Here is a 22,150-nt window from a genome sequence, read left to right on the forward strand (position 1 = left end):
CGACGGATTCAGTCTCCCGGTCGCCACCACTGAAGCAAAATTTTCCCTACCGCCCGGGCGGCGGGAACGCGGGCGGCGCCGGATTGGCCTGCTTCAGGCCGCCGATCGGCACCGGCGGCGGCAGATCCTCCTGTCGCCATCCGCCGCCCAGCGCCTTCACGAGGTTGGCGCTGGCGATCAGCCGGTTGAGGCGGATGGTGAGCAGCGCCTGCTCGGCGGAGAGCGCCGCGGCCTGCGTCTGCACCACCGTCGTGTAGGGAATGGTGCCGACACGGTACTGGTTGAGGGAGAGGCGCTCGGCTTCGCGGGCGGCGGCGACGGCCGCGCGCTGCACCCGCTCCTGCAGCACGAGGATCCGCTGCTGGGCGAGCGCGTCCTCGACCTGCTGGAAGGCCGTCAGGATGGTCTGACGATACGTCGCGACCGTGGCGTCGTAGCCCGCACGCGCGCCCTGGACCTGCGCGGCGATGCCGCCGCCGTCGACCATGGTGCCGGCGATCTGCGGACCCACCGACCAGGCGGCCGTGCCGAGCTGCAGCAGCGACCCCAGGCCACCGCTCAGGAAGCCGATCGTCGCGCCGAGCGAGATCTGCGGATAGAAGGCGCCCTTGGCCACGCCGACCTGCGCATTGGCAGCCGCCATCTGGCGCTCGGCCGAGGCGATGTCGGGCCGCCGCTCCAACAGGGTCGACGGGACGCCCGAATCGACCGTGGGCACGGTGAGCCGCGTCGTGGCCGGCGCGATGGTCACTTCCGACGGCGCCTTGCCGACCAGGAGCGCGATCGCATGCTCGAGCAGCGCGCGGTTGATGCTTTCGTTCACGAGCTGGGCGCGCGTCTGCTCGTACTGCGTCTGCGCCTGCACGAGGTCGACCCGCGAGACGATGCCGGCGTCGACCTGGTTCTGCGCGATCTGCATCGAGCGCAGGTACGCCGCGACGGTCGCCTCGTAGAGCCGCTTGCGATCGTCGGAGATGCGCAGCGAGGCATAGTTCGTCACGAGATCGGTCTGCGCCGAGAGGCGCGCGTTGGCGAGATCGGCATCGCTGGCCTGCGCCGCCGCCGAATCGCTCTCGACCTGGCGGCGGATCGTGCCCCAGAGATCGAGCTCCCAGTTGAGGGTGAAGCCGGTCGAGTACTGGCCCACCGTGGAATCATATCGCGTCACCGTCGAGGTGATGTTCGAGCCGGTGCCGCGCTGACCGCCCGTGCCGGTCTGCTGGGCCGAGCCGGTACCGGAGATGTTGGGATAGAGCGCCGACTGGTCCTGGCGGATCAGCGCGCGTGCCCGTCGATAATTGGCCTCGAATATCTTGAGGTTCTGGTTCGAGACGTCGACCTGGGCCGCGAGACTGTCGAGCGTGGGGTCGCCGTAGACCCGCCACCACTGCCCGCGGTCCACACCGTCGCTCGGCTGCGCCGGGCGAAAGAGCGACGCCGCGCCCGGCGGCAACTCCGCCTCCTTGTACTGCGGCGCCACCGGACTGGCCGGCGGCGCGCGCTCGTAGTCCGGCCCGACGAGGCAGCCCGAGACCAGCAGCAGGGGAAGAAGCGCCGCGCTCCGCCTCATGCCGGTACTCCGCCGCTGCCCAAGGCACGTGCCACGCGGCTCGGCTGGTCGCGGTCGCGGCGGCGGAAGCGGTCGAGATAAAGATAGATCACGGGAGTGGTGTACAGGGTCAGGATCTGACTCACGATGAGGCCGCCGATAATCGAGATGCCGAGGGGGCGGCGCAACTCCGCGCCATCGCCGTAGCCGATGGCCAGCGGCAGGGCGCCGAGGATCGCCGCCATGGTCGTCATGAGGATGGGCCGGAACCGCAGGATCGCCGCCTGGTGAATCGCGACGGAGGGCGCGAGGCCCTCGCCGCGTTCGCGCTCCAGCGCCACGTCGATCATCATGATCGCGTTCTTCTTCACGATTCCGATCAGCAGCAGCACGCCGATCATGGCGATGATGCTGAATTCGACGCCCGAGAACTGCAGCGCCAGCAACGCGCCGACGCCGGCCGACGGCAGGGTCGACAGGATCGTGATCGGATGGATGTAGCTCTCGTAGAGAATGCCCAGCACGATATAGACGGCCGCCAGCGCCGCCAGTATCAGCAGGAGCTGGTTGTTGAGCGACTGCTGGAAGGCCCGCGCGGTCCCCTGGAAGGCCCCGTGCAGGGTCGTGGGTACGCCGATCTCGCGCATCGTGCCGTTCACGTACTGCACGGCGTCGCTCAGCGTCTTTCCGGGGGCCAGGTTGAAGGAGACGGTGCTGGCGACGAACATGCCCTGGTGGTTCACCGCCAGCGGCGTCGTGCCGTAGTCCCAGCGCGTCACCGAAGACAGCGGTACCAGGGTTTCGGGCGTCGTGCTCACCGCCGCTCCCGTCGAGGCCGAGCCGCGGCCGCTGACGGCGATCTGGTTGGTGCGCAGGTTGCGGACCGCCTGGGCCGGATCGATGGTCTGCGCGCCGGTACCGGCCGCCCCGGTCGACGTGGAACTGGTGGTCGAGGAGGCAATGCTACCCGTCGTCTGCGTGCCGCTCAGGGCACCGCCGGACTTGCTGACATAGATGTCCTTCAGGGATTCCGGGCTCGCCCACCACTGCGGCGCCACTTCCATGACCACGTGATACTGATTGAGGGCGTTATAGATCGTCGAGACCTGGCGCTGGCCGAAGGCGTCGTAGAGCGTCGCGGAGATGTTGCGCGTCGATATGCCGAGGCGGCTCGCCGCGTCGCGGTCGATCGTGAGGTTGAGCTGCAGCCCGCGCTGTTGCTGGTCGGAATCGACGTCGGTGATCACCGACGTGTCGGCCTGCAGCGCCTGCGTGAGCCGCGGTCCCCAGGTGTAGAGGTCGGACAGCGAATCGGCCTGCAGGGTGAACTGGTACTGCGCATTGCCCTGCCGTCCGCCGACACGAATGTCCTGCACCGCCTGCAGGAACAGCATGGCGCCGGGGACCTGGCCGAGCTTTGGCCTGAGCCGCGCGATCACCTGGTCGGCCGTGACGTCACGTTCGCTGAGCGGCTTCAGGGTCGCGAAGAGGAAACCGGAGTTCGTCTGCCCGCCGCCGGTAAAGCCGGCGACGCTCTCGATCGCCGGATCCGACCGCACGATCTCGACGAACTGGCGGAACTTCCGGCGCATGGCCTGGAAGGAAATGCTCTGGTCGGCGCGGATACCGCCCATGATGCGGCCCGTGTCCTGCTGCGGAAAGAAGCCCTTGGGAATCGTGACGTAGAGATGGATGTTGAGAATCACCGTCGCCAGGAAGACGAACATGGTGAGCAGCGGATGGCGCAGCACCAGCCCGAGGCTGCTTCCATACAGGCGCTGCAGGCCCCCCAGCCCGCGTTCGCTCAGGCGCGCCAGGAAGCCGGGCTCGCGATCGGCACCCGCCGGCCGCAGCACGTAGGCGCACATCATCGGCGTCGTGGTGAGCGACACGACCATCGAGATCAGGATCGCGATCGACAGCGTCACCGCGAACTCGCGGAACAGGCGGCCGACGATTCCGCTCATGAGCAGGATCGGGATGAAGACGGCGATCAGCGAGACGCTCATCGACACGACGGTGAAGCCGACCTCGCGGGCCCCCTTGAGGGCGGCCTCCATCCGCGACATGCCGGCCTCGAGATGGCGGGTCACGTTCTCCAGCACGATGATCGCGTCGTCGACCACGAAGCCCGCCGCGATGGTGAGCGCCATCAGCGACAGGTTGTTCAGGCTGTAGCCCAGCAGGTACATGCCGCCCAAGGTGGCGATCAGCGACACCGGCACGGTCACCGCGGCGACGAAGCCGGCGCGGGCCGAGCGCAGGAAGGCGAAGGTCACCAGCACCACCAGCACCACGCTGATCACCAGCGCCTGCTCGACCTCCCTGAGGGCCGCGCGGATCGTGGTCGTACGGTCGCTCACCACCTGCAGCTCGACGTCGTTCGGCATCGAGGCCTGAAGCTCGGGCAGCAGCGCCTTTATCTCGTCGACCGTCTCGATGATGTTGGCATTGGGCTGCTTGTAGATGATGACCAGCACCGACCGCTTGCCGTTGGCCTGGCCCTCGTTGCGGATGTTCTCCGTCGAATCGATCACCTCCGCCACGTCCGACAGCCGGACCGGTGCGCCGTTGCGCCAGGCGATGATCAGCGGCCGGTATTCGTCGGCGACGGTCGCCTGGTCGTTGGAATAGATCTGGAAGCGCCGGTCGCCCACCTCGATGGCGCCCTTGGGCGAATTGGCGTTGGCGGCAGCGAGCGCCGCGCGCACGCTTTCCAGGCCGATCCCGTATTTGTTGAGCGCGGTCGGGTTGAGCTCGACCCTCACCGCGGGCAGCGAACTGCCGCCCAGCTGCACCTGACCGACCCCGCTCACCTGGCTCAGCTTCTGCTGCAGGATGTTGGAGCCGGCATCGAACAACCGGCCCTGCCCCAGCGTGTCCGAGGTGAGCGCGATCACCATGACGGGCGCGTCGGCGGGATTGAGCTTGCGGTACTGCGGATTGCTGCGCAGGTCGGCCGGCATGTCGGCGCGGGCGGCGCTGATGGCTGCCTGGACGTCGCGCGCGGCGCCGTCGATATCGCGCGACAGGTCGAACTGGAGCGTGATGCGCGAATTGCCGACCGTACTCGACGAGGTGATCTCGGTGACGCCCGCGATCGCGCCCAGCCGCCGTTCGAGCGGGGTCGTCACGCTGGTCGCCACGGTCTCCGGCGAAGCGCCGGGCAGGTTCGCCGTCACCTGGATGGTCGGAAAGTCGATCTTGGGCAGCGGCGACACCGGCAGGCCGAAGAAGGCCACCAGCCCGGCGAGCGCCAGGCCGATCGTCAGCAGCGTCGTGGCGACGGGGCGCGCGATGAAGGGCGCCGACAAGTTCACGGGGTGCCCTCTCCCGCCTCGGCGTGCACGGGATGGCGGGGCGTGTCGAGCGGCACGCCACGCAGGCGGCGACCCAGCCGGTCGAAGGCGAGATAGATCACGGGCGTCGTAAAGAGCGTCAGGAGCTGGCTGACGATCAGGCCGCCGACGATGGTGAGGCCGAGCGGCTGGCGCAGCTCCGAGCCCGTGCCGGTGCCCAGCATCAGCGGCAGCGCACCGACCAGGGCCGCGACCGTGGTCATCAGGATCGGCCGGAAGCGCAGCAGGCAGGCCTGGTGGATCGCCTCCTTCGGCGCCTTGCCCTCGTTGCGCTCAGCATCGAGCGCAAAGTCGATCATCATGATCGCGTTCTTCTTCACGATGCCGATCAGCAGCACGATGCCGATGATGGCCACGATGCTGAGGTCGGTCCCGGCCAACATCAGGGCGAGCAGGGCACCGATGCCGGCCGACGGCAGGGTCGAGAGGATCGTGATCGGGTGGATGTAGCTCTCGTAGAGCACGCCCAGCACGATGTAGACGGTGACGATGGCGGCCAGGATCAGGAGGAGCTGGCTGTCGAGCGACTTCTGGAAGGCCAGCGCCGCGCCCTGGAAGTGGGTCGTGATCGAACGCGGCATGCTGATCTCGCGCTGGGCGGTGACGATGGCGTCGACCGCCTGCCCCAGCGCGAAACCCGGCGCCAGGTTGAAGGAGATGGTGGTCGCCGGGAACTGGCCGAACCGGTCGAGCCGCAGCGGTGCGGTGCGTTCCTCGAACGTCGCGATGGCCGACAGCGGCACCTGCTTGCCGGCCGTCGAGCTCGGCAGATACAGGTCGTTGAGCGAGGCGAGCGAGCGCACCATCTCGGGTTCGACCTCGTAGATGACCCGGTACTGGTTCGACTGCGTGTAGACGGTCGAGACGATGCGCTGGCCGAACACGTCGTAGAGCACGTTGTCGACCGTGGCGGCCGTGATGCCGAACCGCGCCGCGGCATCACGGTCGATCCGGATGAACATCGACAGGCCCTTGTTCTGCAGGTCGCTCGTCACGTCGATGAGTTCCGGCTGCTTTGCCAGCCGGTCCATCAGACGCGGCACCCAGACGTCGAATTCGGCGGCATTGGCCGATTCCAGGACGAACTGGTACTGCGTGCGGCTGACCGTCGAATCGATGGTGAGATCCTGGGCCGGCTGCATGTAGAGCGAGATGCCCGCGACGCCCGACGTCTCCTGCTGGAGCCGGCGGATCACCTGCGCCGCCGTCAGCGTTCGTTCGCTGCGGGGCTTGAGGTTGATCAGCATGCGGCCCGAGTTGAGCGTCGGGTTGGTGCCGTCGACGCCGACGAACGACGTCAGGCTCTCGACGTCGGGATCCTCGAGGATCGCCTCGGCGAGGGCGCGCTGACGCTGGCTCATCGCGGCGAAGGAGACGCTCTGCGGCCCCTCCGTCACGGCCTGGATCAGGCCGGTGTCCTGCACCGGGAAGAAGCCCTTGGGAATGACGACATAGAGCGCCACCGTCAGCACCACCGTGCCGACCGCGACCAGCAGGGTCAGCGTCTGGTGCCGGAACACGACGATCAGGCAGCGGTCGTAGAAGCGGATGACGCCGGAGAACCAGCCCGCGCCCATCGTCTCCGACTGGGTGGCGGCCGGGGCTCCTGCGTGCGCAGCGGCGGCACTGTGGGGCCGCCGGCGCAGGAAGTGGGCGCACAGCATCGGCACGAGAGTCAGCGACACCACGCCGGAAATCAGGATGGTGACGGACAGTGTGACGGCGAATTCGCTGAACAGGCGGCCGACCACGTCGCTCATGAACAGCAGCGGGATCAGCACCGCGATCAGCGAGACGGTGAGCGACACGACCGTGAAGGCGATCTGCTTCGAGCCCTTGAGCGCCGCCGTCTTCGGATCGTCGCCGCGCTCGATGTAGCGCGCGATGTTCTCGATCATGACGATGGCGTCGTCGACCACGAAGCCGGTGGCGATGGTGAGCGCCATGATCGACAGGTTGTTGAGGCTGAAGCCGGCGAGATACATCACCGCCAGCGTGCCGACCAGCGACAGGGGCACCGAGAGGCTCGGGATGACCGTTGCCCGCGCATCGCCCAGGAAGGCGAAGATCACCGCCACCACCAGGACGACGGCGAAGCCCAGTTCGATCTGCACGTCACGCACGGAGGCGCGGATCGTCACCGTCCGGTCGGTGAGGACGGTGATGTCGAGAGAATTGGGCAGCGTCTCGCGCAGGGTCGGCAGCAGGGCCTTGATGCGGTCCACGACCTCGATGACGTTGGCGCCGGGCTGGCGCTGGACGTTCACGATCACGGCCTGGGTGTTGTTCGCCCAGGCGGCGATCCGGGTGTTCTCCTGCCCCTCCTCGACCGTGGCGACGTCGCGGATGCGCACCGGCGCGCCGTTGCGATAGGCCACGATGATGTCGCGGAACGTCTCGGGATCGGTGATCTGGTCGTTGGCGTTGATGGTCAGCGCGCGCGCCGGCCCGTCGAAATTGCCCTTGGGCGTGTTGACGTTGGCGTTGGAGATGGTGGTGCGCAGGTCGTCGATGTTGAGGCCGTAGGCGGCGAGCGCGGTCGGGTTGGCGCGGATGCGCACGCCGGGCTTCTGGCCACCCTCGAGGTTGACCAGGCCGACCCCGGGAACCTGGGAGATCTTCTGCGCCAGCCTCGTGTCGACCAGATCGTGAACCCTGGTGAGCGGCTCGGTCTTCGAGGTGACCGCGAGCGTCAGCACCGGCGCGTCCGCCGGATTGAACTTGGCGTAGATCGGCGGCGACGGCAGGTCGCCCGGCAGGAGGTTGCCGGCGGCATTGATGGCCGCCTGGACCTGCTGCTCGGCGATGTCGAGTCCGAGCTTGAGGTCGAACTGCAGGGTGATCGACGAGGCGCCGGCCGAGCTGGTGGAGGTCATCTGGTTGAGACCCGGCATCTGCCCGAACTGGCGTTCCAGCGGCGCGGTGACGGACGTCGTCATCACCTCCGGGCTCGCGCCGGGATAGATCGTGAGCACCCGGATCGTCGGGTAGTCGACCTGCGGCAGGGCGGAGAGCGGCAGGAAGCGGTACGCGATGATGCCGACCAGCATGATCGCGATCATGAACAGCGAGGTCGCGACGGGACGCTCGATGAAGATCCGCGACGGATTCATGTCGCGGGCGCGCTATTGATTGGTTTGCGTGGCCGGGCGGCCAGCGCCGCTTCCGGGAACAGCTCCGGTCCCACCGTTGGCCTGCTGACGCCGGCGCTGGCCCTCGGCCGGGGCCTGGGCGTCCGGCGCCGCGTTGGCGACCGGCGGTCCCGTCGAGGCGCGCGGCGCCGGCATCGGCTTGCGGATCTTGGCGCCATCGCGCAGGCGGTCGACGCCGTCGATCACGACCTGGTCGCCGACCTTCAGGCCCTTGAGGATCGCCACCTTCTCGCCGTCGGTCGCGCCGAGTTCGACGACGCGGATCTCGACCGTGTCGTCGGCCTTCGCCAGATAGACGAAGGTGCCCGGCTGCCCGCGCTGGATGGCGGCGACGGGCACCACGACCGCGTCCTTCACCGTGTCGGCCAGCAGGCGGACGTTCACGAACTGGTTGGGGAACAGCGATTCGTCGGCATTTTCGAAGATCGCGCGCAGCTTCACGGTACCGGTCGTCAGGTCGATCACATTGTCGGTCGTGTCGAGGCGACCGACGGCCAGCTCGTTCTTCTGCGAACGGTCGAGCACGCGCACTTCGAGATTCTCACCCGTCTTCAGCCGTTGCCGCACCAGCGGGAGGGAGTCCTCGGGGATCGTGAACAGGACAGAGATCGGCTGCACCTGGATGATCACGCAGATGCTGCTCGCGTCGCCCATGGTGACGTAGTTGCCCTTGTCGACCATGCGCAGGCCGATCTTGCCGGTGAGCGGCGCCACGATCTTCGTGTAGGTGACGTTGAGCCTGGCGGCGTCGACCTGTGCCTGGTCGATGACCAGCGCGGCCTCGTACTGGCGCACCAGGGAGACCTGCGTGTCGTATTGCTGCCGCGCGATCGAGTCCTGCTGCACCAGCTTGCGGTAGCGTTCGAGGTCCATCTGAGCGTTCTTGAGCAGCGCCTCGTCACGCTGCTGCTGGCCGATCGCCTGCTGCAGAGCCACGTCGTAGGGCCGCGGGTCGACCTGGGCCAGCAGGTCGCCCTGCTTCACCATCTGGCCTTCCTTGAAATGGACCTCGGTGAGCTGACCCGTGATCTGGGTCTTCACGTTGACGGTCTGGAGCGGCGTCACGGTGCCGAGAGCCCGCAGCACGATGGGAATATCGCCCTTGCTGGCCGTGGCCACTCCCACGGGCACGGCGGCGCCGGCGGCAAACCGACCCGCCTGGCGGGCCGGCGGTGCAGTGCTGGACTGCGAAATGTACCAGCCCGCGCCAGCCACAATGGCCAGCCCGAAACCGATCCCGAGGAGGGTTCGCAGCCGCTTCATTCGTCCCATACACTCCAGAAAACACAGCCCGTTTCACATACGAGCTGACGCGGCGGAGTCTCCCCCACGTAAATGGCAGACGCAAGGCGACAGCCGCCGAACGGAGCGTTCAACGCCCGAGAGGCCGAAAAGACCCCTCGGACACCGATCAAATGCCCCTATTCGGCGGGCTTGCCCGCCACGTAGAGGCTTCCGCCGCCCGCCCGGAACCTGGCGCTCATCTCGTCCATGCCCTTCTTGGCGTAGTCCCGGATGTCCTGGGTGATACGCATGGAGCAGAACTTCGGCCCACACATCGAGCAGAAATGTGCGGTCTTGTGGGCCTCCTTGGGCATCGTCTCGTCGTGGAACTTCTCAGCCGTGGCGGGATCGAGCGAGAGGTTGAACTGGTCGCGCCAGCGGAAGTCGAACCGCGCCCGGGACAGGGCATCGTCGCGCAGGCGGGCTGCGGGATGGCCCTTGGCCAGGTCGGCGGCATGAGCGGCGATTTTGTAGGTGATCACGCCGACCTTCACATCGTCGCGATCCGGCAGGCCGAGATGCTCCTTGGGCGTCACGTAGCAGAGCATCGCCGTGCCGAACCAGCCGATCATCGCGGCCCCGATGCCCGAGGTAATGTGGTCGTAACCCGGCGCGATGTCGGTCACGAGCGGCCCCAGCGTGTAGAACGGCGCCTCGCCGCATTCGCGCAGCTGCTTGTCCATGTTGGCCTTGATCTTGTGCATGGGGACGTGGCCCGGCCCCTCGATCATGACCTGGCAGCCCTTCTCCCAGGCGACCTTGGTGAGTTCGCCCAGGGTTTCGAGTTCCGCGAACTGCGCGGCGTCGTTGGCGTCGACGTTGCAGCCCGGCCGCAGCCCGTCGCCCAGCGAGAAGGAGACGTCGTATCTGCGCATGATGTCGCAGATGTCGCCGAAATGCTCATACAGGAAGCTCTCGCGGTGCTCGGTCAGGCACCACTGCGCCATCATGGAGCCGCCGCGGCTCACGATGCCGGTGACCCGGCTGGCCGTCAGCGGTACATGCGCGAGGCGAACACCGGCATGGATGGTGAAGTAGTCGACGCCCTGCTCGGCCTGCTCGATCAGCGTGTCGCGGAAGACTTCCCAGGAGAGCTTCGTCGGATCGCCGCCGACCTTCTCCAGCGCCTGGTAGATCGGCACGGTACCGATCGGCACCGGCGCGTTGCGCACGATCCATTCGCGCGTGTCGTGGATGTTCCGTCCCGTCGAGAGGTCCATGACCGTGTCGGCGCCCCAGCGGATCGCCCACACCATCTTCTCGACCTCCTCCTCCATCGACGAGGAAACGGCCGAGTTGCCGATGTTGGCGTTGATCTTCACCAGGAAGTTCCGGCCGATGATCATCGGCTCAAGTTCGGTGTGGTTGATGTTGGCCGGGATGATGGCGCGGCCCGCTGCCACTTCCCGGCGCACGAATTCCGGCGTGATGAACGCGGGCAACGCCGCGCCGAAACTCTCGCCATCCGCCAGCCGCGCCTCGGCCCCGTCGAGGACCTGCTTGCGACCGAGATTCTCGCGTGCCGCGACGTAGATCATCTCCCTGGTGATGACGCCGGCGCGCGCCCATTCGAACTGGGTGATCGGCTGGCCGTCGAGGCCGCGCAGCGGCCGTGGCGTGTGGGGAAACGGCCGCAGCACCGATTGCTTCACATTGCCGTTGTCGATCGGCTGGATGGCCCGCCCGGCATACTCCTCGACGCCACCGCGTTCGAGGACCCAGGCACGGCGCGTCGGCGCGAGGCCCTTGCGCACGTCGATCGCGACCTCGGTGTCGGTGTAGGGACCAGTCGTGTCGTAGACGCGGACAGGCGGCTCGGCGGCCGACGACAGTTCGATCTCGCGCAGGGGAACGCGCAGGTCGGGCGCGGCCTCGGGCCTTGCGTAGACCTTGCGGGATGCAGGCAGCGGCCCCGTCGTGACGGTCGGGGCGGTGGTGGTGACGATGGTATCCATGAGGGATCTCCCGTGGCTGGTTGGCAGACGGAGATCCGGTATTGTGACGTGCAAAGGAGGTATCCAGTCCCTTCGCCGGCATGACCCGGATCAGGTTCAAAGGGTCACCGCGCCGACGCCAGCTGGACTGGCGACCATCGGTATCTCAGCCCCTTGACGGGACCCCCCTTGGACACGATGACCCTAGAGTGCCGGACCTTCGATCTCAAGCTCGCGTTCGCGAACTGTCGCGGGTGCTCCGCATTTCCGTAACCGCTTCCCTCTAAGCCCTGACCAGCAAGCGTGGGGGAATAGCCGATGGTGCAAGCACCACTGTCCGCCAGAATGACCAGCTGGATTGCCTTTGCCTTGCTGGCCGTTGCGCCGCCCAAGCTGGGTCACGCCCAGGAGGCGCCGGCGCCGGCGGAACCGCCTGACACCGGACTCAAGGCTGAACTGCAGCGTTTCCTCTACGACGAGGCGACGGCCATCCTGCGCCTGCGCAGCTACCTGTTCGACCGGCAGAACCAGAGGCCGCCCCACCGGGCGGCCATCGTCACCGGCGGTTGGGTGGGCCTGCAGACCGGATGGTTCTACGACACGCTTCAGCTCGGCGCGGTCGGCTATACGACACAACCCGTCTGGGCGCCGCAGGGCCGCAACGCCACCTCTGATGGCACGTCGCTGCTCAAGCCGGGCGGATACGGCTACTTCACCCTCGGCCAGGCCTACGCCTCGGTCCGCTGGAAGAACCAGACCGCCACGGTCTTCCGGCAATATCTCGATGAGCTCGAGGTCAATCCGCGAGACAACCGCGAGATTCCCCAGACCTTCGAGGCCTATGCGCTGCGCGGCGCGCTCGGGCCGGTCAATTACTTCGCAGGCTACGTGGCGGCGATGAAGCCGCGCGACTATTCCGCCTTCATCAACATGGGCGAAGCGGCCGGCGCGCCGGATGTGAACAAGGGCATGGCCCTCTTCAGCGCCAAATACGGCAGCATGAGCGACCTGCAGGTCCGCGCCTCGACCTACTATGTCCCGGACATCCTGTGGTCGAGCTACGGCGATGTCGGCGGCACGATCAAGGTGAACGACAACCTGCGTGTCGCGCTCGCCGCGCAGTTCGCGGTGCAGGGCAGCAACGGCCTCAACCTTCTCACCGGCCAGCCCTTCAGCACCTTCTGGGGCGGCTTCCGCGCCGATGCCTTCTGGGGCCCGATGGCCTTCCGCGTGTCCTACACGCAGATCGGCTCGGCGGCCGCCTGGCGTAACCCCTACGGCATCTTCATCGGCTATAACAAGATGCAGTCGCTGGACTTCAACCGGGCCGGCGAGATGGCCGTGACGGCCGGCGCCAGCTACGATTTCAAGGGCGCGGGTCTTCCCGGCGTGATCTTCCTCGCGACGGCGACCTACGGCGGCAGCGCCGTCAATCCGCAGACGCACGCCGCGCTCTCCAACAACTGGGAATACGATCTCGAACTTGCGATCAGAGGCGACGCCATGCCGAACGCGCCCGGTTGGCTGAAGCCGTTCAATCTGCGCAACCGAGTCGCCTTCGTCGACCAGTACCTCAACAACACGGTCACCTCCTATACGGAGTACCGCGTGCAGCTGAACTACGAGCTGACCTGGAAGGGTCCTCGCCTGCGCCAGTAACGGCGCATGGCCCTCACCTCACCCTGAGGAGGCGCGAAGCGCCGTCTCGAAGGGTGGGCAACAGACAGGGTGCTCGCGCCCATGCTTCGAGACGCGCTCCTGCGGAGCGCTCCTCAGCATGAGGTTCGTGGTAATGATCGTCAGACGCTAGACGACCAACGCGCTGCGCATCTCGGCGATGTCGGCATCCGAGTACCCGGCTTCCTTCAGCACCTCGTCGGTGTGCTGGCCGAGCGTCGCCGGCGGACGGTCGATCGAACCGCCGCCATGCTCCAGCCGGAAGCCCGAGCCGACGACCTTGATCGGCCCATGCTCGGTTTCGACGGTCTGCAGCACGGTGCGGTGCTTGAACAGGTCGAGCTGCGCGGTCTCCGGGATGCTGTGGACGCGGCCGGCCGGCACGTCGGCCTTGGCGAAGCGCTCGATCCAGACCCCTGAATCCTCGGTCTTCATCGCGCCTTCGACGATCTCGTGCAGGGCGGTGTTGTTGGCGATGCGGGTCGCCCAGTCGACGAAGCGCGGATCGTCCAGCACCTCCTCGCGGCCCAGCACCTTCATCAGGCGCTTGAACTGCGGGTCGGTCATGACGGCCAGCACGATCCAGCCGTCCTTCGTCTTGAACAGATTGCCCGTCGGCTTGCGAGTCACCGACAGGTTGGCGGCCTGGCCGTGGACCCGGCCGGTCATCAGGTGCTCGGTGAACTGCTGGGCGAGATAGCCCATCACGGAGTCGATCATGGCGACGTCGACGAGCTGGCCCGTGCCGGTATGCGTGCGCTGGTACAGCGCCGAGGCGATGCCCAGCGCCGCCGTCGCGCCCGACATCACGTCGGCGCCGGCGAAGCCCACGCGCGTGGGGCCGTTGTTCTCGAAGCCGGTGATCGACATCAGGCCGGACATCGCCTGGATCATGCCGTCGAAGGCCGCGGTCTTGGACTCAGGGCCTACCTGGCCGAAGCCCGACACGGCGCAGTAGATCAGCCGCGGATTGATCTTCTTCAGCGTCTCGTAGCCGATGCCGAGCTTGTCCATCACGCCCGGCCGGAAATTCTCGACGACCACGTCGGCCGTCTCGACCAGGCGCTTCACGACCTCGATCGCCTTGGGCTGCTTGAGGTCGAGGGTGATCGAGCGCTTGTTGCCGTTCACCGCGACCCAGGGCGCCGCGAGGCCCCGCTTCTCCCAGTCGTTGGACCGGGTGCCGAAGCGCATGTCGTCGCCTTCGCGCGACTCGATCTTGACCACGTCGGCACCGAGCAGGGCGAGCTGGTAGGAGCCGTAGGGCCCCGCCAGCACACGCGTGAAATCGACGACCTTTACGCCCTTGAACGGCTTGCTCATGTCACTCCTACGCCACGCCCGCCTGCTTGCGCTGGCTGAGCGCGACCTGCTTCACCTTGTCGAATTCGGCCCGCCGCTTGGCGACCTCTTCGGGCGGCATGCGCTCGAGATTGTTGTAGTCGTTCTTCCAGTCCCCATCTTCCGTCCAGCGCAGCGGCGACTGCACCGTCGTGCGCGGGCCGATGGCGCTTTCCAGCACCTTCAGCGCCAGATCGAGCGTGAAGCGCTGGGTGTCGGGCTCGTGCGGCTTGCCGCAGGAATTGCCCAGCGGGAAATCGCTGAACAGGAACCGGGGCACGCCGGCCCATTCGACGATGTCCTTCGCCGCCCCCATCACCACGGTGGGGATGCCGTTCCGTTCGAGATATCGTGCGACCAGACTCACGGTCTGGTGACAGACGGGTCATGTAGGGACGAGCAGCGCGGCATCGACCTGGTCCTGGCGGCAGCGGGCCAGGATCTCCGGCGCATCGGTCTCCAGGGTCACGCGCTGACTTCGATTCGTCGGCGCGCCATGGAACCGGGCCGCCAGCTTGAAGCGGCCCTGACTGGCGAACTCGCGCATCAGCGGCAGCGGGAACCAGGTGTTGCTGTCCTTCGCCGTCGTGTGCTTGCGGTCGTAGCCGATATGGGAAATGCGGGTATCGTGGTCCTGCGACGTGTCGCCCGAATAGACCGAATAGAACTTGGCGGCGGCGTTGTAGAGCGCGCCGGGTCCCTGATCACCCTTGTCCGGCTGATACGGCGCTGCGGTCGAGATCAGCGCGACCGTGCTGTCCTTCAGCGGCTTCGTCATCGCCGTGAAGGGCGCGTCGGTATAGTGCGCCCAGCGATAGGGATTGTCGTAGCCCAGCGCGAGGTAGTACTCGCGCGTGCGGCGCATGTATTCGAGCGGCGTGTCGAATTCCGGCGCGAAATCTGTTGTGTCGACCATGAGTGAAAACTGAACCCCCCTTTGCCCCAAGTCAAATTCGCAGGGCGCCTGACGGCCCTGCACGGAACGCCGGGTGAACCTGACCCCGATGTAACCCGCCGGCCATAGTGCCGCCCAACTCCCTCGCGCTATATATGAAGCGAGTTCGGACAGGCTGGGGAGCGCATCGTATGGCGATCAGACGGCGCAGCGTATTGGCGGGCGGCGCGGCCCTTTGGGTCGGCGCGCCGGCGATTCTGCGGGCCCAGACTCCGGCTCCGGCGGGCAGGGTCAACGTCAGCCACGGTTTCGCCATGCACGGCGAACCCAAGTACAAGGCCGATGCCGGCCCGCCCGACTACCTCAATCCCGAGGCCCCCAAGGGCGGCAGCGTCCGGCTGGGCGCCCGCGGCACCTTCGATTCGCTGCACCCCTTCATCGTGAAGAGCGTGCCGGCCGCCGGAATCACCCAGATCTGGGACACGCTCTGCTGGAACTCGCGCGACGAGGCCTCGACCGAATACGGGCTGATCGCCGAGACGATCGAATGGCCGGACGACCGGTCCTGGGTCGCCTTCAACCTGAGGCCGCAGGCGCGCTGGCACGACGGCAGCCCGATCACCGTCGAGGACGTGATCTTCTCCCTCGACATCCTGAAGTCGAAGGGCGCGCCCAACTATGCCTTCTACTATCACGACGTCCTGAAGGCGGAGAAAGTCGGCGACCGCAAGGTGCTGTTCACCTTCCGCGACAGCACCAACAAGGAGCTGCCGCTGATCATCGGCCAGCTTCCGATCCTGCCCTCCAAGTGGTGGGCGAGCCGCGACTTCGAGAAGGTGTCGCTCGAAATCCCGCTCGGCAGCGGCGCCTACAAGGTCGACGCTTTCGACGTCGGCCGCTCGATCTCCTATCGCCGCGTTCCCGACTGGTGGGCGAAGGACCTCTGGATGAACCGCGGGCGCAGCAATTTCGACGTGCTCCGCTACGAGTACTATCGCGACGTGACCGTCCAGTTCGAGGCCTTCAAGGCCGGCGATCTCGACGTCCGCCAGGAGAACATCGCGCGCAACTGGGCGACGGCCTACGACATTCCCGCGGTGCGCGATGGCCGAATCCAGCGCGCCGAGATCCCGCACGAGCTGCCGACCGGCATGCAGTGCTTCGCCTTCAACACGCGCCGCGACTACTTCAAGGACAAGCGCGTGCGCGAGGCGATCGGCACGATGTTCGACTTCGCCTGGGCCAACAAGAACCTGTTCTACGGGATGTACAGGCGCAACGTCTCGTTCTTCGGCAATTCCGAGCTGGCCTCGTCCGGCCTGCCGACGGCGGCCGAGCTGAAGTACCTCGAGCCGCTGCGCGGCAAGATCCCCGAGGAGGTCTTCACAAGGGAGTTCAAGCTTCCTGAATCCGACGGCACCGGCAACGTCCGCGACCTGGCGCGGCGGGCGCTTGCGCTGCTCAAGGAAGCGGGCTGGGAGATCAAGGACGGCAAGATGACGGACGCGAAGACGGGCAGGAAGCTCGCCTTCGAGATGCTCCTGAACGACGCCAGCTTCGAGAGGGTCGTGCTGCCCTACAAGCAGAACCTCGAGCGCATCGGCATCGACATGACCGTGCGCACGGTCGACACCGCGCAGTTCAAGCGCCGCGAGGACGAGTTCGACTACGACATGATGGTCGAGGGCTTCGGCCAGTCGCTGTCGCCGGGCAACGAGCAGCGCGACTTCTGGGGCTCGAAGGCCGCCGACACGCCGGGCAGCCGCAATTCGCTGGGCATCAAGGACGCTGCCATCGATTCGCTGATCGACACGCTGATCGCGGCCCCGGATCGCGAGAGCCTGATCGCCGTCACCCGGGCGCTGGACCGCGTCCTGCTCTGGAGCAACTTCGTGGTGCCCAACTGGCACAACAACAAGGTGTTCGTCGCCTACTGGAACCGCTTCGCCCGGCCGGAGAAGAGCGCCCGCTATGCGCCCTTCGCCTTCGATACCTGGTGGATCGACGAAGCCAGGGACCGCGCCCTTCAGCGCGAGAGGAAGTAGGCGTCCGGCCGCTCCATGATCGCCTACATCCTGCGACGCCTGATGCTGGTGGTGCCGACCCTGTTCGGCATCATGGTGGTCAACTTCTTCATCATCCAGGCCGCGCCCGGCGGCCCGGTCGAACAGATGCTGTCCCAGATCCAGGGCACGGCGGTCGACGCGACGGAGCGCTTCTCCGGCAGTTCCAGCGGCGGCGAGACGCTGCGCAAGTCGGCGGCGGATTCTTCGGACGGCTCGGGCACCTATCGCGGCGCCCGCGGCCTGCCGCGCGAGCTGATCGAGCGCATCGAGAAGATGTACGGCTTCGACAAGCCGCTCGGCGAACGCTTCCTGCTGATGATGAAGAACTACCTCGTCTTCGATTTCGGCGAGAGCTTCTTCCGCAACAAGCGGGTGGTCGACCTCATCATCGAGAAGATGCCCGTGTCGATCTCGCTCGGCCTGTGGACCACGCTGCTGATCTACATGGTGTCGATTCCGCTCGGCATCGCCAAGGCGGTGCGCGACGGCTCGCGCTTCGACGTGTCGACCTCGACCACCCTCATCGTGCTGAACGCCATCCCGGGGTTCCTGTTCGCGCTCCTGCTCGTGGTGCTGTTCGCCGGCGGCGGCTACTTCAAGTGGTTCCCGCTGCGCGGCCTCGTCTCCGACGACTGGAGCTCGCTCGGGCCCATCGACAAGGTGCTCGACTATTTCTGGCACATGGCGCTGCCGATCGGCGCCATGGTGATCGGCGGCTTCGCCACGCTCACCTTCCTCACCAAGAACTCGTTCCTGGAGGAGATCCACAAGCAGTACGTGCTGACCGCCCGCGCCAAGGGCCTGGTCGAGCGCCGCGTGCTCTACGGCCACGTCTTCCGCAATGCCATGCTGATCGTGATCGCGGGCTTTCCCGCCGCCTTCGTCGGCGTGCTGTTCACCGGCTCGCTGCTGATCGAGGTGATCTTCTCGCTCGACGGCCTCGGCCTCCTGGGCTTCGAGGCGGCGCTGAACCGCGACTATCCGATCATGTTCGGCACGCTCTACTTCTTCGGCCTGATCGGCCTCGTCATGGGGATCCTGGGCGACATCATGTACACGGTGGTCGATCCTCGGATCGATTTCGAGGCACGCGGCTGATGAACCCGATGAACCGGCGCCGGCTCGCGGCCTTCCGCGCCAGCAAGCGCGGCATGATCTCGCTCGCGATCTTCGGCCTATTGTTCTTCCTGTCGCTGTTCGCCGAGCTGCTGGCCAACGACAAGCCGATCCTGATCCGCTACGATGGCGGCTTCTACTCGCCGCTGCTCCGGGACTATCCCGAGACGACGTTCGGCGGCGATTTCCCGACCAACACCGTCTACTCCGATCCGGAAGTGCAGAAGCTGATCGAGGAGAAGGGCTGGATCCTCTGGCCGCCGATCCCCTACAGCTACGACACGGTGCTGAAGGGCGAAGGCCGCACGACCCTGCAGCCGCCCTCGCGGGAGCACTGGCTGGGCACCGACGACAGCGGCCGCGACGTGATGGCCCGCCTCATCTACGGGTTCCGCATCTCCGTCCTGTTCGGACTGGCCCTCACCGTGGCCAGCACGGTCATCGGCATCGCCGCTGGCGCCGTACAGGGCTATTTCGGCGGCGTGGTCGACCTCCTGATGCAGCGCTTCCTCGAAGTCTGGTCGAGCCTGCCCACCCTCTACCTGCTGATCATCCTGGCGAGCTTCATCCAGCCGGGCTTCTGGGTCCTGCTGGGCATCATGCTGCTGTTCAGCTGGATGGCGCTGGTCGGGCTGGTGCGCGCCGAATTCCTGCGCGGTCGCAACTTCGACTATGTCCGTGCCGCCCGCGCCCTGGGTATGATGGATGCGCGCATCATGTACCGGCACATCCTCCCCAATGCGATGACGGCCAGCCTGACCTTCCTGCCCTTCATCCTGGCGGGATCGGTCACGACGCTGACCTCGCTCGACTTCCTGGGCTTCGGCCTGCCGGTGGGCTCGCCCTCGCTGGGCGAGCTGCTGCTGCAGGGCAAGAACAACCTCACCGCCCCCTGGCTGGCCTTCACCGGCTTCTTCGTGATCGCGCTGATGCTGTCGCTCCTGGTGTTCATCGGCGAGGCGGTGCGCGACGCCTTCAACCCGCGCAAGGTGCTGGCGTGAGCGACCCCGCCCTGCTCGAGGTCAAGGACCTCTCCGTCAATTTCGGCACCGGCGACAAGGCGGTGCGCGCGGTGCGCGGTGTCAGCTTCGACATCAAGCGCGGCGAGACCGTCGCGCTGGTGGGCGAATCGGGCTCCGGCAAGTCGGTGACGGCCCTGTCGGTCCTGCAGCTTCTGGCCTATCCGGCGGCCAGCCATCCCACGGGGAGCATCCGCTTCCAGGGCAAGGAGCTGGTCGGCGCCTCGACACGGGACCTCCTGTCGGTACGCGGCAACCGGATCTCGATGATCTTCCAGGAGCCGATGACCTCGCTGAACCCGCTGCACACGATCGAGCGGCAGGTGAACGAGGTGCTGATCCTGCACAAGGGCCTGTCGCGCGAGGCGGCGCGCAAGCGCACGCTCGAACTGCTCGACCAGGTCGGCATCCCCGACGCGGCCAGCCGGCTCGACGCCTATCCGCACCAGCTCTCGGGCGGCCAGCGCCAGAGGGTGATGATCGCCATGGCGCTCGCCAACGAGCCCGACCTGCTGATCGCCGACGAACCCACCACCGCGCTCGACGTCACCATCCAGGCGCAGATCCTGAAGCTTCTCAAGTCGCTGCAGGCGCGCTACGGCATGGCGCTGCTGTTCATCACCCACGACCTCGGCATCGTGCGCAAGATGGCCGACCGGGTGTGCGTGATGACCCAGGGCCGCATCGTCGAACAGGGCCCGGTCGCCGACGTCTTCGACCGGCCGCAGCACAGCTACACCCAGCATCTCCTCTCGGCCGAGCCCACGGGCCGGCCGGCCGCCGCCGATCCTGCCGCGCCCGAGATCCTGCGGCTCGACGATCTCAAGGTGCATTTCCCGATCCGGCGCGGCGTGATGCGCCGCACGGTCGGCCACGTGAAGGCGGTCGACGGCGTGAGCCTCGCGCTGCGCGAGGGCCATACGATCGGCCTGGTGGGTGAATCGGGATCGGGCAAGACGACCCTGGGTCTCGCCCTGCTGCGACTGGAACGCAGCGCGGGTGGCATCCGGTTCGACGGCCGCGACCTCCAGGGGCTCAGCCAGCGCCAGCTGCGGCCGATGCGTCGCGAGATGCAGATCGTCTTCCAGGATCCGTTCAGCTCGCTCAGCCCGCGCATGTCGGTGGGCGAGATCGTGGGCGAGGGGCTGGAAGTCCACGGCATCGGCACGAGAGAGGAGCGCAGCGTCCTGATCGACCAGGTCCTGCGCGAGGTCGGCCTCGATCCGTCGAGCCGCGAGCGGTACCCCCACGAATTCTCGGGCGGCCAGCGCCAGCGCATCTCGATCGCCCGCGCCCTGGTCCTGAAGCCGCGGCTGATCGTGCTCGACGAGCCGACTTCGGCGCTCGACATGAGCGTCCAGGCCCAGATCGTCGATTTGCTGCGCGACCTCCAGCAGCGCCACAAGCTTGCCTACCTTTTCATCAGTCACGACCTCAAGGTCGTGCGGGCGCTGGCCGACGAGGTCGTCGTCCTGCGTCACGGCAAGGTGGTCGAACGCGGCCCGGCGAAGCAGATATTCGAGGCGCCCCAGACCCCCTATACACAGGCCCTCATCGCCGCGGCCTTCAATCTCGAAGCGATCGGCGGCGATGGCCGAAACGTCGCCTCTTAGTCGCGAAGAAAGACGGAACGGGGCTCGACCCGGCGAGGCTCCCCCAGTAAAAGACCGAATGACCGGCGCTATTGCCTATATCAGCCGCGATACCGACGGCATCCTCTGGAACAAGGTCCTCGAAGCAGGTCTTGGTCCGATCGATTTTCGCACCCGGGACAGTCTCGGGAACAAGGACGATATCGAGATCGCCCTGGCCTGGAAGCCGGACCGGGGCCTGATCGCCTCCTTCCCCAACGTGAGGCTGATCGTGTCGCTCGGCATGGGCGTCGACCATCTGCTGGCCGATGACCAGCTGCCGCCCGACGTGCCGATCACGCGCATCATGGACGACGGGCTGGTCGGGCAGATGAGCGAATACGCCATCTACTTTGCCCTGCGCCACCATCGCGACATCGACAAGTACGCGGCGAGCCAGCGGGCGAAGCTGTGGAAGCCCGAGGACTTCGTCGACACCATCCATCGCCGCATCGGCATCACCGGCCTCGGCACCATCGGTCAGGACACGGCGAAGAAGTTCGCGGCCCTTGGCTTCCCGACGGCCGGCTGGAGCCGCACGCAGAAGACCCTGCCCGGCGTCGAGACCTTCCACGGCCCGGACGGGCTGGCCGCCTTCCTCGCCCGCACCGACATCCTGGTGAACGTGCTGCCGCTGACCCGCGATACCAAGGGCCTGCTCGACGCCAAGCTGTTCGCGACCCTGCCCAAGGGCGCCTACCTGATCAACATGGGTCGCGGCGGGCATGTCGTTGACGACGACCTGCTCGCGGCAATCGACTCCGGCCACCTCTCCGGGGCGGCGCTCGACGTGTTCAACACCGAGCCCCTGCCCGAGAGCCATCCCTACTGGACGCATCCCAAGGTCAAGGTCACGCCGCACATCGCCGGCGCCACCAACCCGCGCACCGCCTCGCCCGGCGTGGTCGAGAACATCAAGCGCCTGCGCGCCGGGCAACCGCTGATCAACACGGTCGACCCGGTCACGGGTTACTGATCCCAAAAGGCCGTCGTCTCGACCGGAGCCTCGCGCAGCGCGGCGGAGTGGAGCAACTGTATTGTTTAGAGCAGGGTGAATCGAGCCGGCTTTAAGCGAGAGCGTGCCTGTTTGGGTCCCATTTCTCGCCGCGCTGGAGCATGGTGTTTAG

Annotated in this window: 13 protein-coding genes and 1 riboswitch; of the genes, 6 read left to right on the forward strand and 7 right to left on the reverse strand. The window is 66.8% G+C overall.

Going from position 1 to position 22,150, the window contains the following annotated elements:
* Window positions 1-46: 46 nt before the first annotated feature.
* The 5 genes from Q7V45_RS23445 to thiC all read right to left on the reverse strand — a co-directional run bounded on the left by Q7V45_RS23445 (window position 47) and on the right by thiC (window position 11,299).
* Complete coding sequence (locus Q7V45_RS23445; protein WP_304856708.1) at window positions 47-1,570, reverse strand: efflux transporter outer membrane subunit; 1,524 nt, start codon at window positions 1,568-1,570, stop codon at window positions 47-49.
* Window positions 1,567-4,869, reverse strand: a complete 3,303-nt coding sequence (locus tag Q7V45_RS23450; RefSeq protein WP_304856710.1) for an efflux RND transporter permease subunit — start codon at window positions 4,867-4,869, stop codon at window positions 1,567-1,569. The genes Q7V45_RS23445 and Q7V45_RS23450 overlap by 4 nt, the downstream gene beginning before the upstream one ends.
* The gene (locus tag Q7V45_RS23455; RefSeq protein WP_304856712.1) at window positions 4,866-8,021 is read right to left on the reverse strand and encodes an MdtB/MuxB family multidrug efflux RND transporter permease subunit; all 3,156 of its coding nucleotides are present in this window, start codon (window positions 8,019-8,021) and stop codon (window positions 4,866-4,868) included. The genes Q7V45_RS23450 and Q7V45_RS23455 overlap by 4 nt, the downstream gene beginning before the upstream one ends.
* A gap of 12 nt (window positions 8,022-8,033) precedes the next feature.
* Window positions 8,034-9,323 (reverse strand): MdtA/MuxA family multidrug efflux RND transporter periplasmic adaptor subunit, encoded by a 1,290-nt coding sequence (locus Q7V45_RS23460; protein WP_304856713.1) that lies wholly within the window; start codon window positions 9,321-9,323, stop codon window positions 8,034-8,036.
* Window positions 9,324-9,481: 158 nt separating this feature from the next.
* Window positions 9,482-11,299 carry a phosphomethylpyrimidine synthase ThiC gene (gene thiC / locus Q7V45_RS23465; protein ID WP_304856714.1) on the reverse strand — a complete coding sequence of 606 codons (1,818 nt, stop codon included), beginning with the start codon at window positions 11,297-11,299 and terminating at the stop codon, window positions 9,482-9,484.
* Between the two features lie 49 nt (window positions 11,300-11,348).
* A riboswitch (TPP riboswitch) is annotated at window positions 11,349-11,478 on the reverse strand.
* A 145-nt stretch (window positions 11,479-11,623) separates the two neighbouring features.
* Here thiC and Q7V45_RS23470 point away from each other — a divergent pair.
* On the forward strand, window positions 11,624-12,937 hold the full coding sequence (locus Q7V45_RS23470; protein ID WP_304856715.1) for an OprD family outer membrane porin: 1,314 nt from the start codon (window positions 11,624-11,626) through the stop codon (window positions 12,935-12,937).
* Window positions 12,938-13,084: 147 nt separating this feature from the next.
* Here Q7V45_RS23470 and Q7V45_RS23475 read toward each other — a convergent pair whose 3' ends face one another.
* Both Q7V45_RS23475 and Q7V45_RS23480 read right to left on the reverse strand, forming a co-directional pair.
* Window positions 13,085-14,278: a CaiB/BaiF CoA-transferase family protein gene (locus tag Q7V45_RS23475; protein WP_304856717.1), complete on the reverse strand. Its 1,194-nt coding sequence runs from the start codon at window positions 14,276-14,278 to the stop codon at window positions 13,085-13,087.
* Between the two features lie 7 nt (window positions 14,279-14,285).
* Window positions 14,286-15,212, reverse strand: coding sequence for a glycine/sarcosine/betaine reductase selenoprotein B family protein (locus Q7V45_RS23480; protein ID WP_304856719.1), 927 nt, complete (start codon window positions 15,210-15,212; stop codon window positions 14,286-14,288).
* A gap of 170 nt (window positions 15,213-15,382) precedes the next feature.
* Here Q7V45_RS23480 and Q7V45_RS23485 point away from each other — a divergent pair, with 170 nt between their 5' ends.
* The 5 genes from Q7V45_RS23485 to Q7V45_RS23505 are packed head-to-tail and all read left to right on the forward strand — an operon-like array spanning window position 15,383 to window position 21,999.
* Window positions 15,383-17,236, forward strand: coding sequence for an extracellular solute-binding protein (locus Q7V45_RS23485; protein WP_304856720.1), 1,854 nt, complete (start codon window positions 15,383-15,385; stop codon window positions 17,234-17,236).
* 15 nt (window positions 17,237-17,251) lie between these two features.
* Window positions 17,252-18,355 (forward strand): microcin C ABC transporter permease YejB, encoded by a 1,104-nt coding sequence (locus tag Q7V45_RS23490; RefSeq protein ID WP_304856722.1) that lies wholly within the window; start codon window positions 17,252-17,254, stop codon window positions 18,353-18,355.
* Window positions 18,355-19,374 carry an ABC transporter permease gene (locus Q7V45_RS23495; RefSeq protein WP_304856724.1) on the forward strand — a complete coding sequence of 340 codons (1,020 nt, stop codon included), beginning with the start codon at window positions 18,355-18,357 and terminating at the stop codon, window positions 19,372-19,374. The genes Q7V45_RS23490 and Q7V45_RS23495 overlap by 1 nt, the downstream gene beginning before the upstream one ends.
* A complete protein-coding gene (locus Q7V45_RS23500) occupies window positions 19,371-21,005 on the forward strand; it encodes an ABC transporter ATP-binding protein (RefSeq protein ID WP_304856726.1) in 1,635 nt (544 codons plus the stop codon). The genes Q7V45_RS23495 and Q7V45_RS23500 overlap by 4 nt, the downstream gene beginning before the upstream one ends.
* Window positions 21,006-21,063: 58 nt before the next feature.
* Window positions 21,064-21,999, forward strand: a complete 936-nt coding sequence (locus Q7V45_RS23505) for a glyoxylate/hydroxypyruvate reductase A (RefSeq protein ID WP_304856727.1) — start codon at window positions 21,064-21,066, stop codon at window positions 21,997-21,999.
* The last annotated feature ends 151 nt before the right edge of the window (window positions 22,000-22,150 follow it).

It is taken from the genome of Reyranella sp. (assembly GCF_030651995.1).
GTDB lineage: Bacteria > Pseudomonadota > Alphaproteobacteria > Reyranellales > Reyranellaceae > Reyranella.

Coding starts and splice junctions, on each gene's coding strand:
- Q7V45_RS23475 (WP_304856717.1), bottom strand. CDS start 14,278: ATGAGCAAGCCGTTCAAGGGCGTAAAGGTCGTCGATTTCACGCGTGTG.
- Q7V45_RS23485 (WP_304856720.1), top strand. CDS start 15,383: ATGGCGATCAGACGGCGCAGCGTATTGGCGGGCGGCGCGGCCCTTTGG.
- Q7V45_RS23490 (WP_304856722.1), top strand. CDS start 17,252: ATGATCGCCTACATCCTGCGACGCCTGATGCTGGTGGTGCCGACCCTG.
- Q7V45_RS23470 (WP_304856715.1), top strand. CDS start 11,624: ATGACCAGCTGGATTGCCTTTGCCTTGCTGGCCGTTGCGCCGCCCAAG.
- Q7V45_RS23505 (WP_304856727.1), top strand. CDS start 21,064: ATGACCGGCGCTATTGCCTATATCAGCCGCGATACCGACGGCATCCTC.
- Q7V45_RS23495 (WP_304856724.1), top strand. CDS start 18,355: ATGAACCCGATGAACCGGCGCCGGCTCGCGGCCTTCCGCGCCAGCAAG.
- Q7V45_RS23460 (WP_304856713.1), bottom strand. CDS start 9,323: ATGAAGCGGCTGCGAACCCTCCTCGGGATCGGTTTCGGGCTGGCCATT.
- Q7V45_RS23455 (WP_304856712.1), bottom strand. CDS start 8,021: ATGAATCCGTCGCGGATCTTCATCGAGCGTCCCGTCGCGACCTCGCTG.
- Q7V45_RS23445 (WP_304856708.1), bottom strand. CDS start 1,570: ATGAGGCGGAGCGCGGCGCTTCTTCCCCTGCTGCTGGTCTCGGGCTGC.
- thiC (WP_304856714.1), bottom strand. CDS start 11,299: ATGGATACCATCGTCACCACCACCGCCCCGACCGTCACGACGGGGCCG.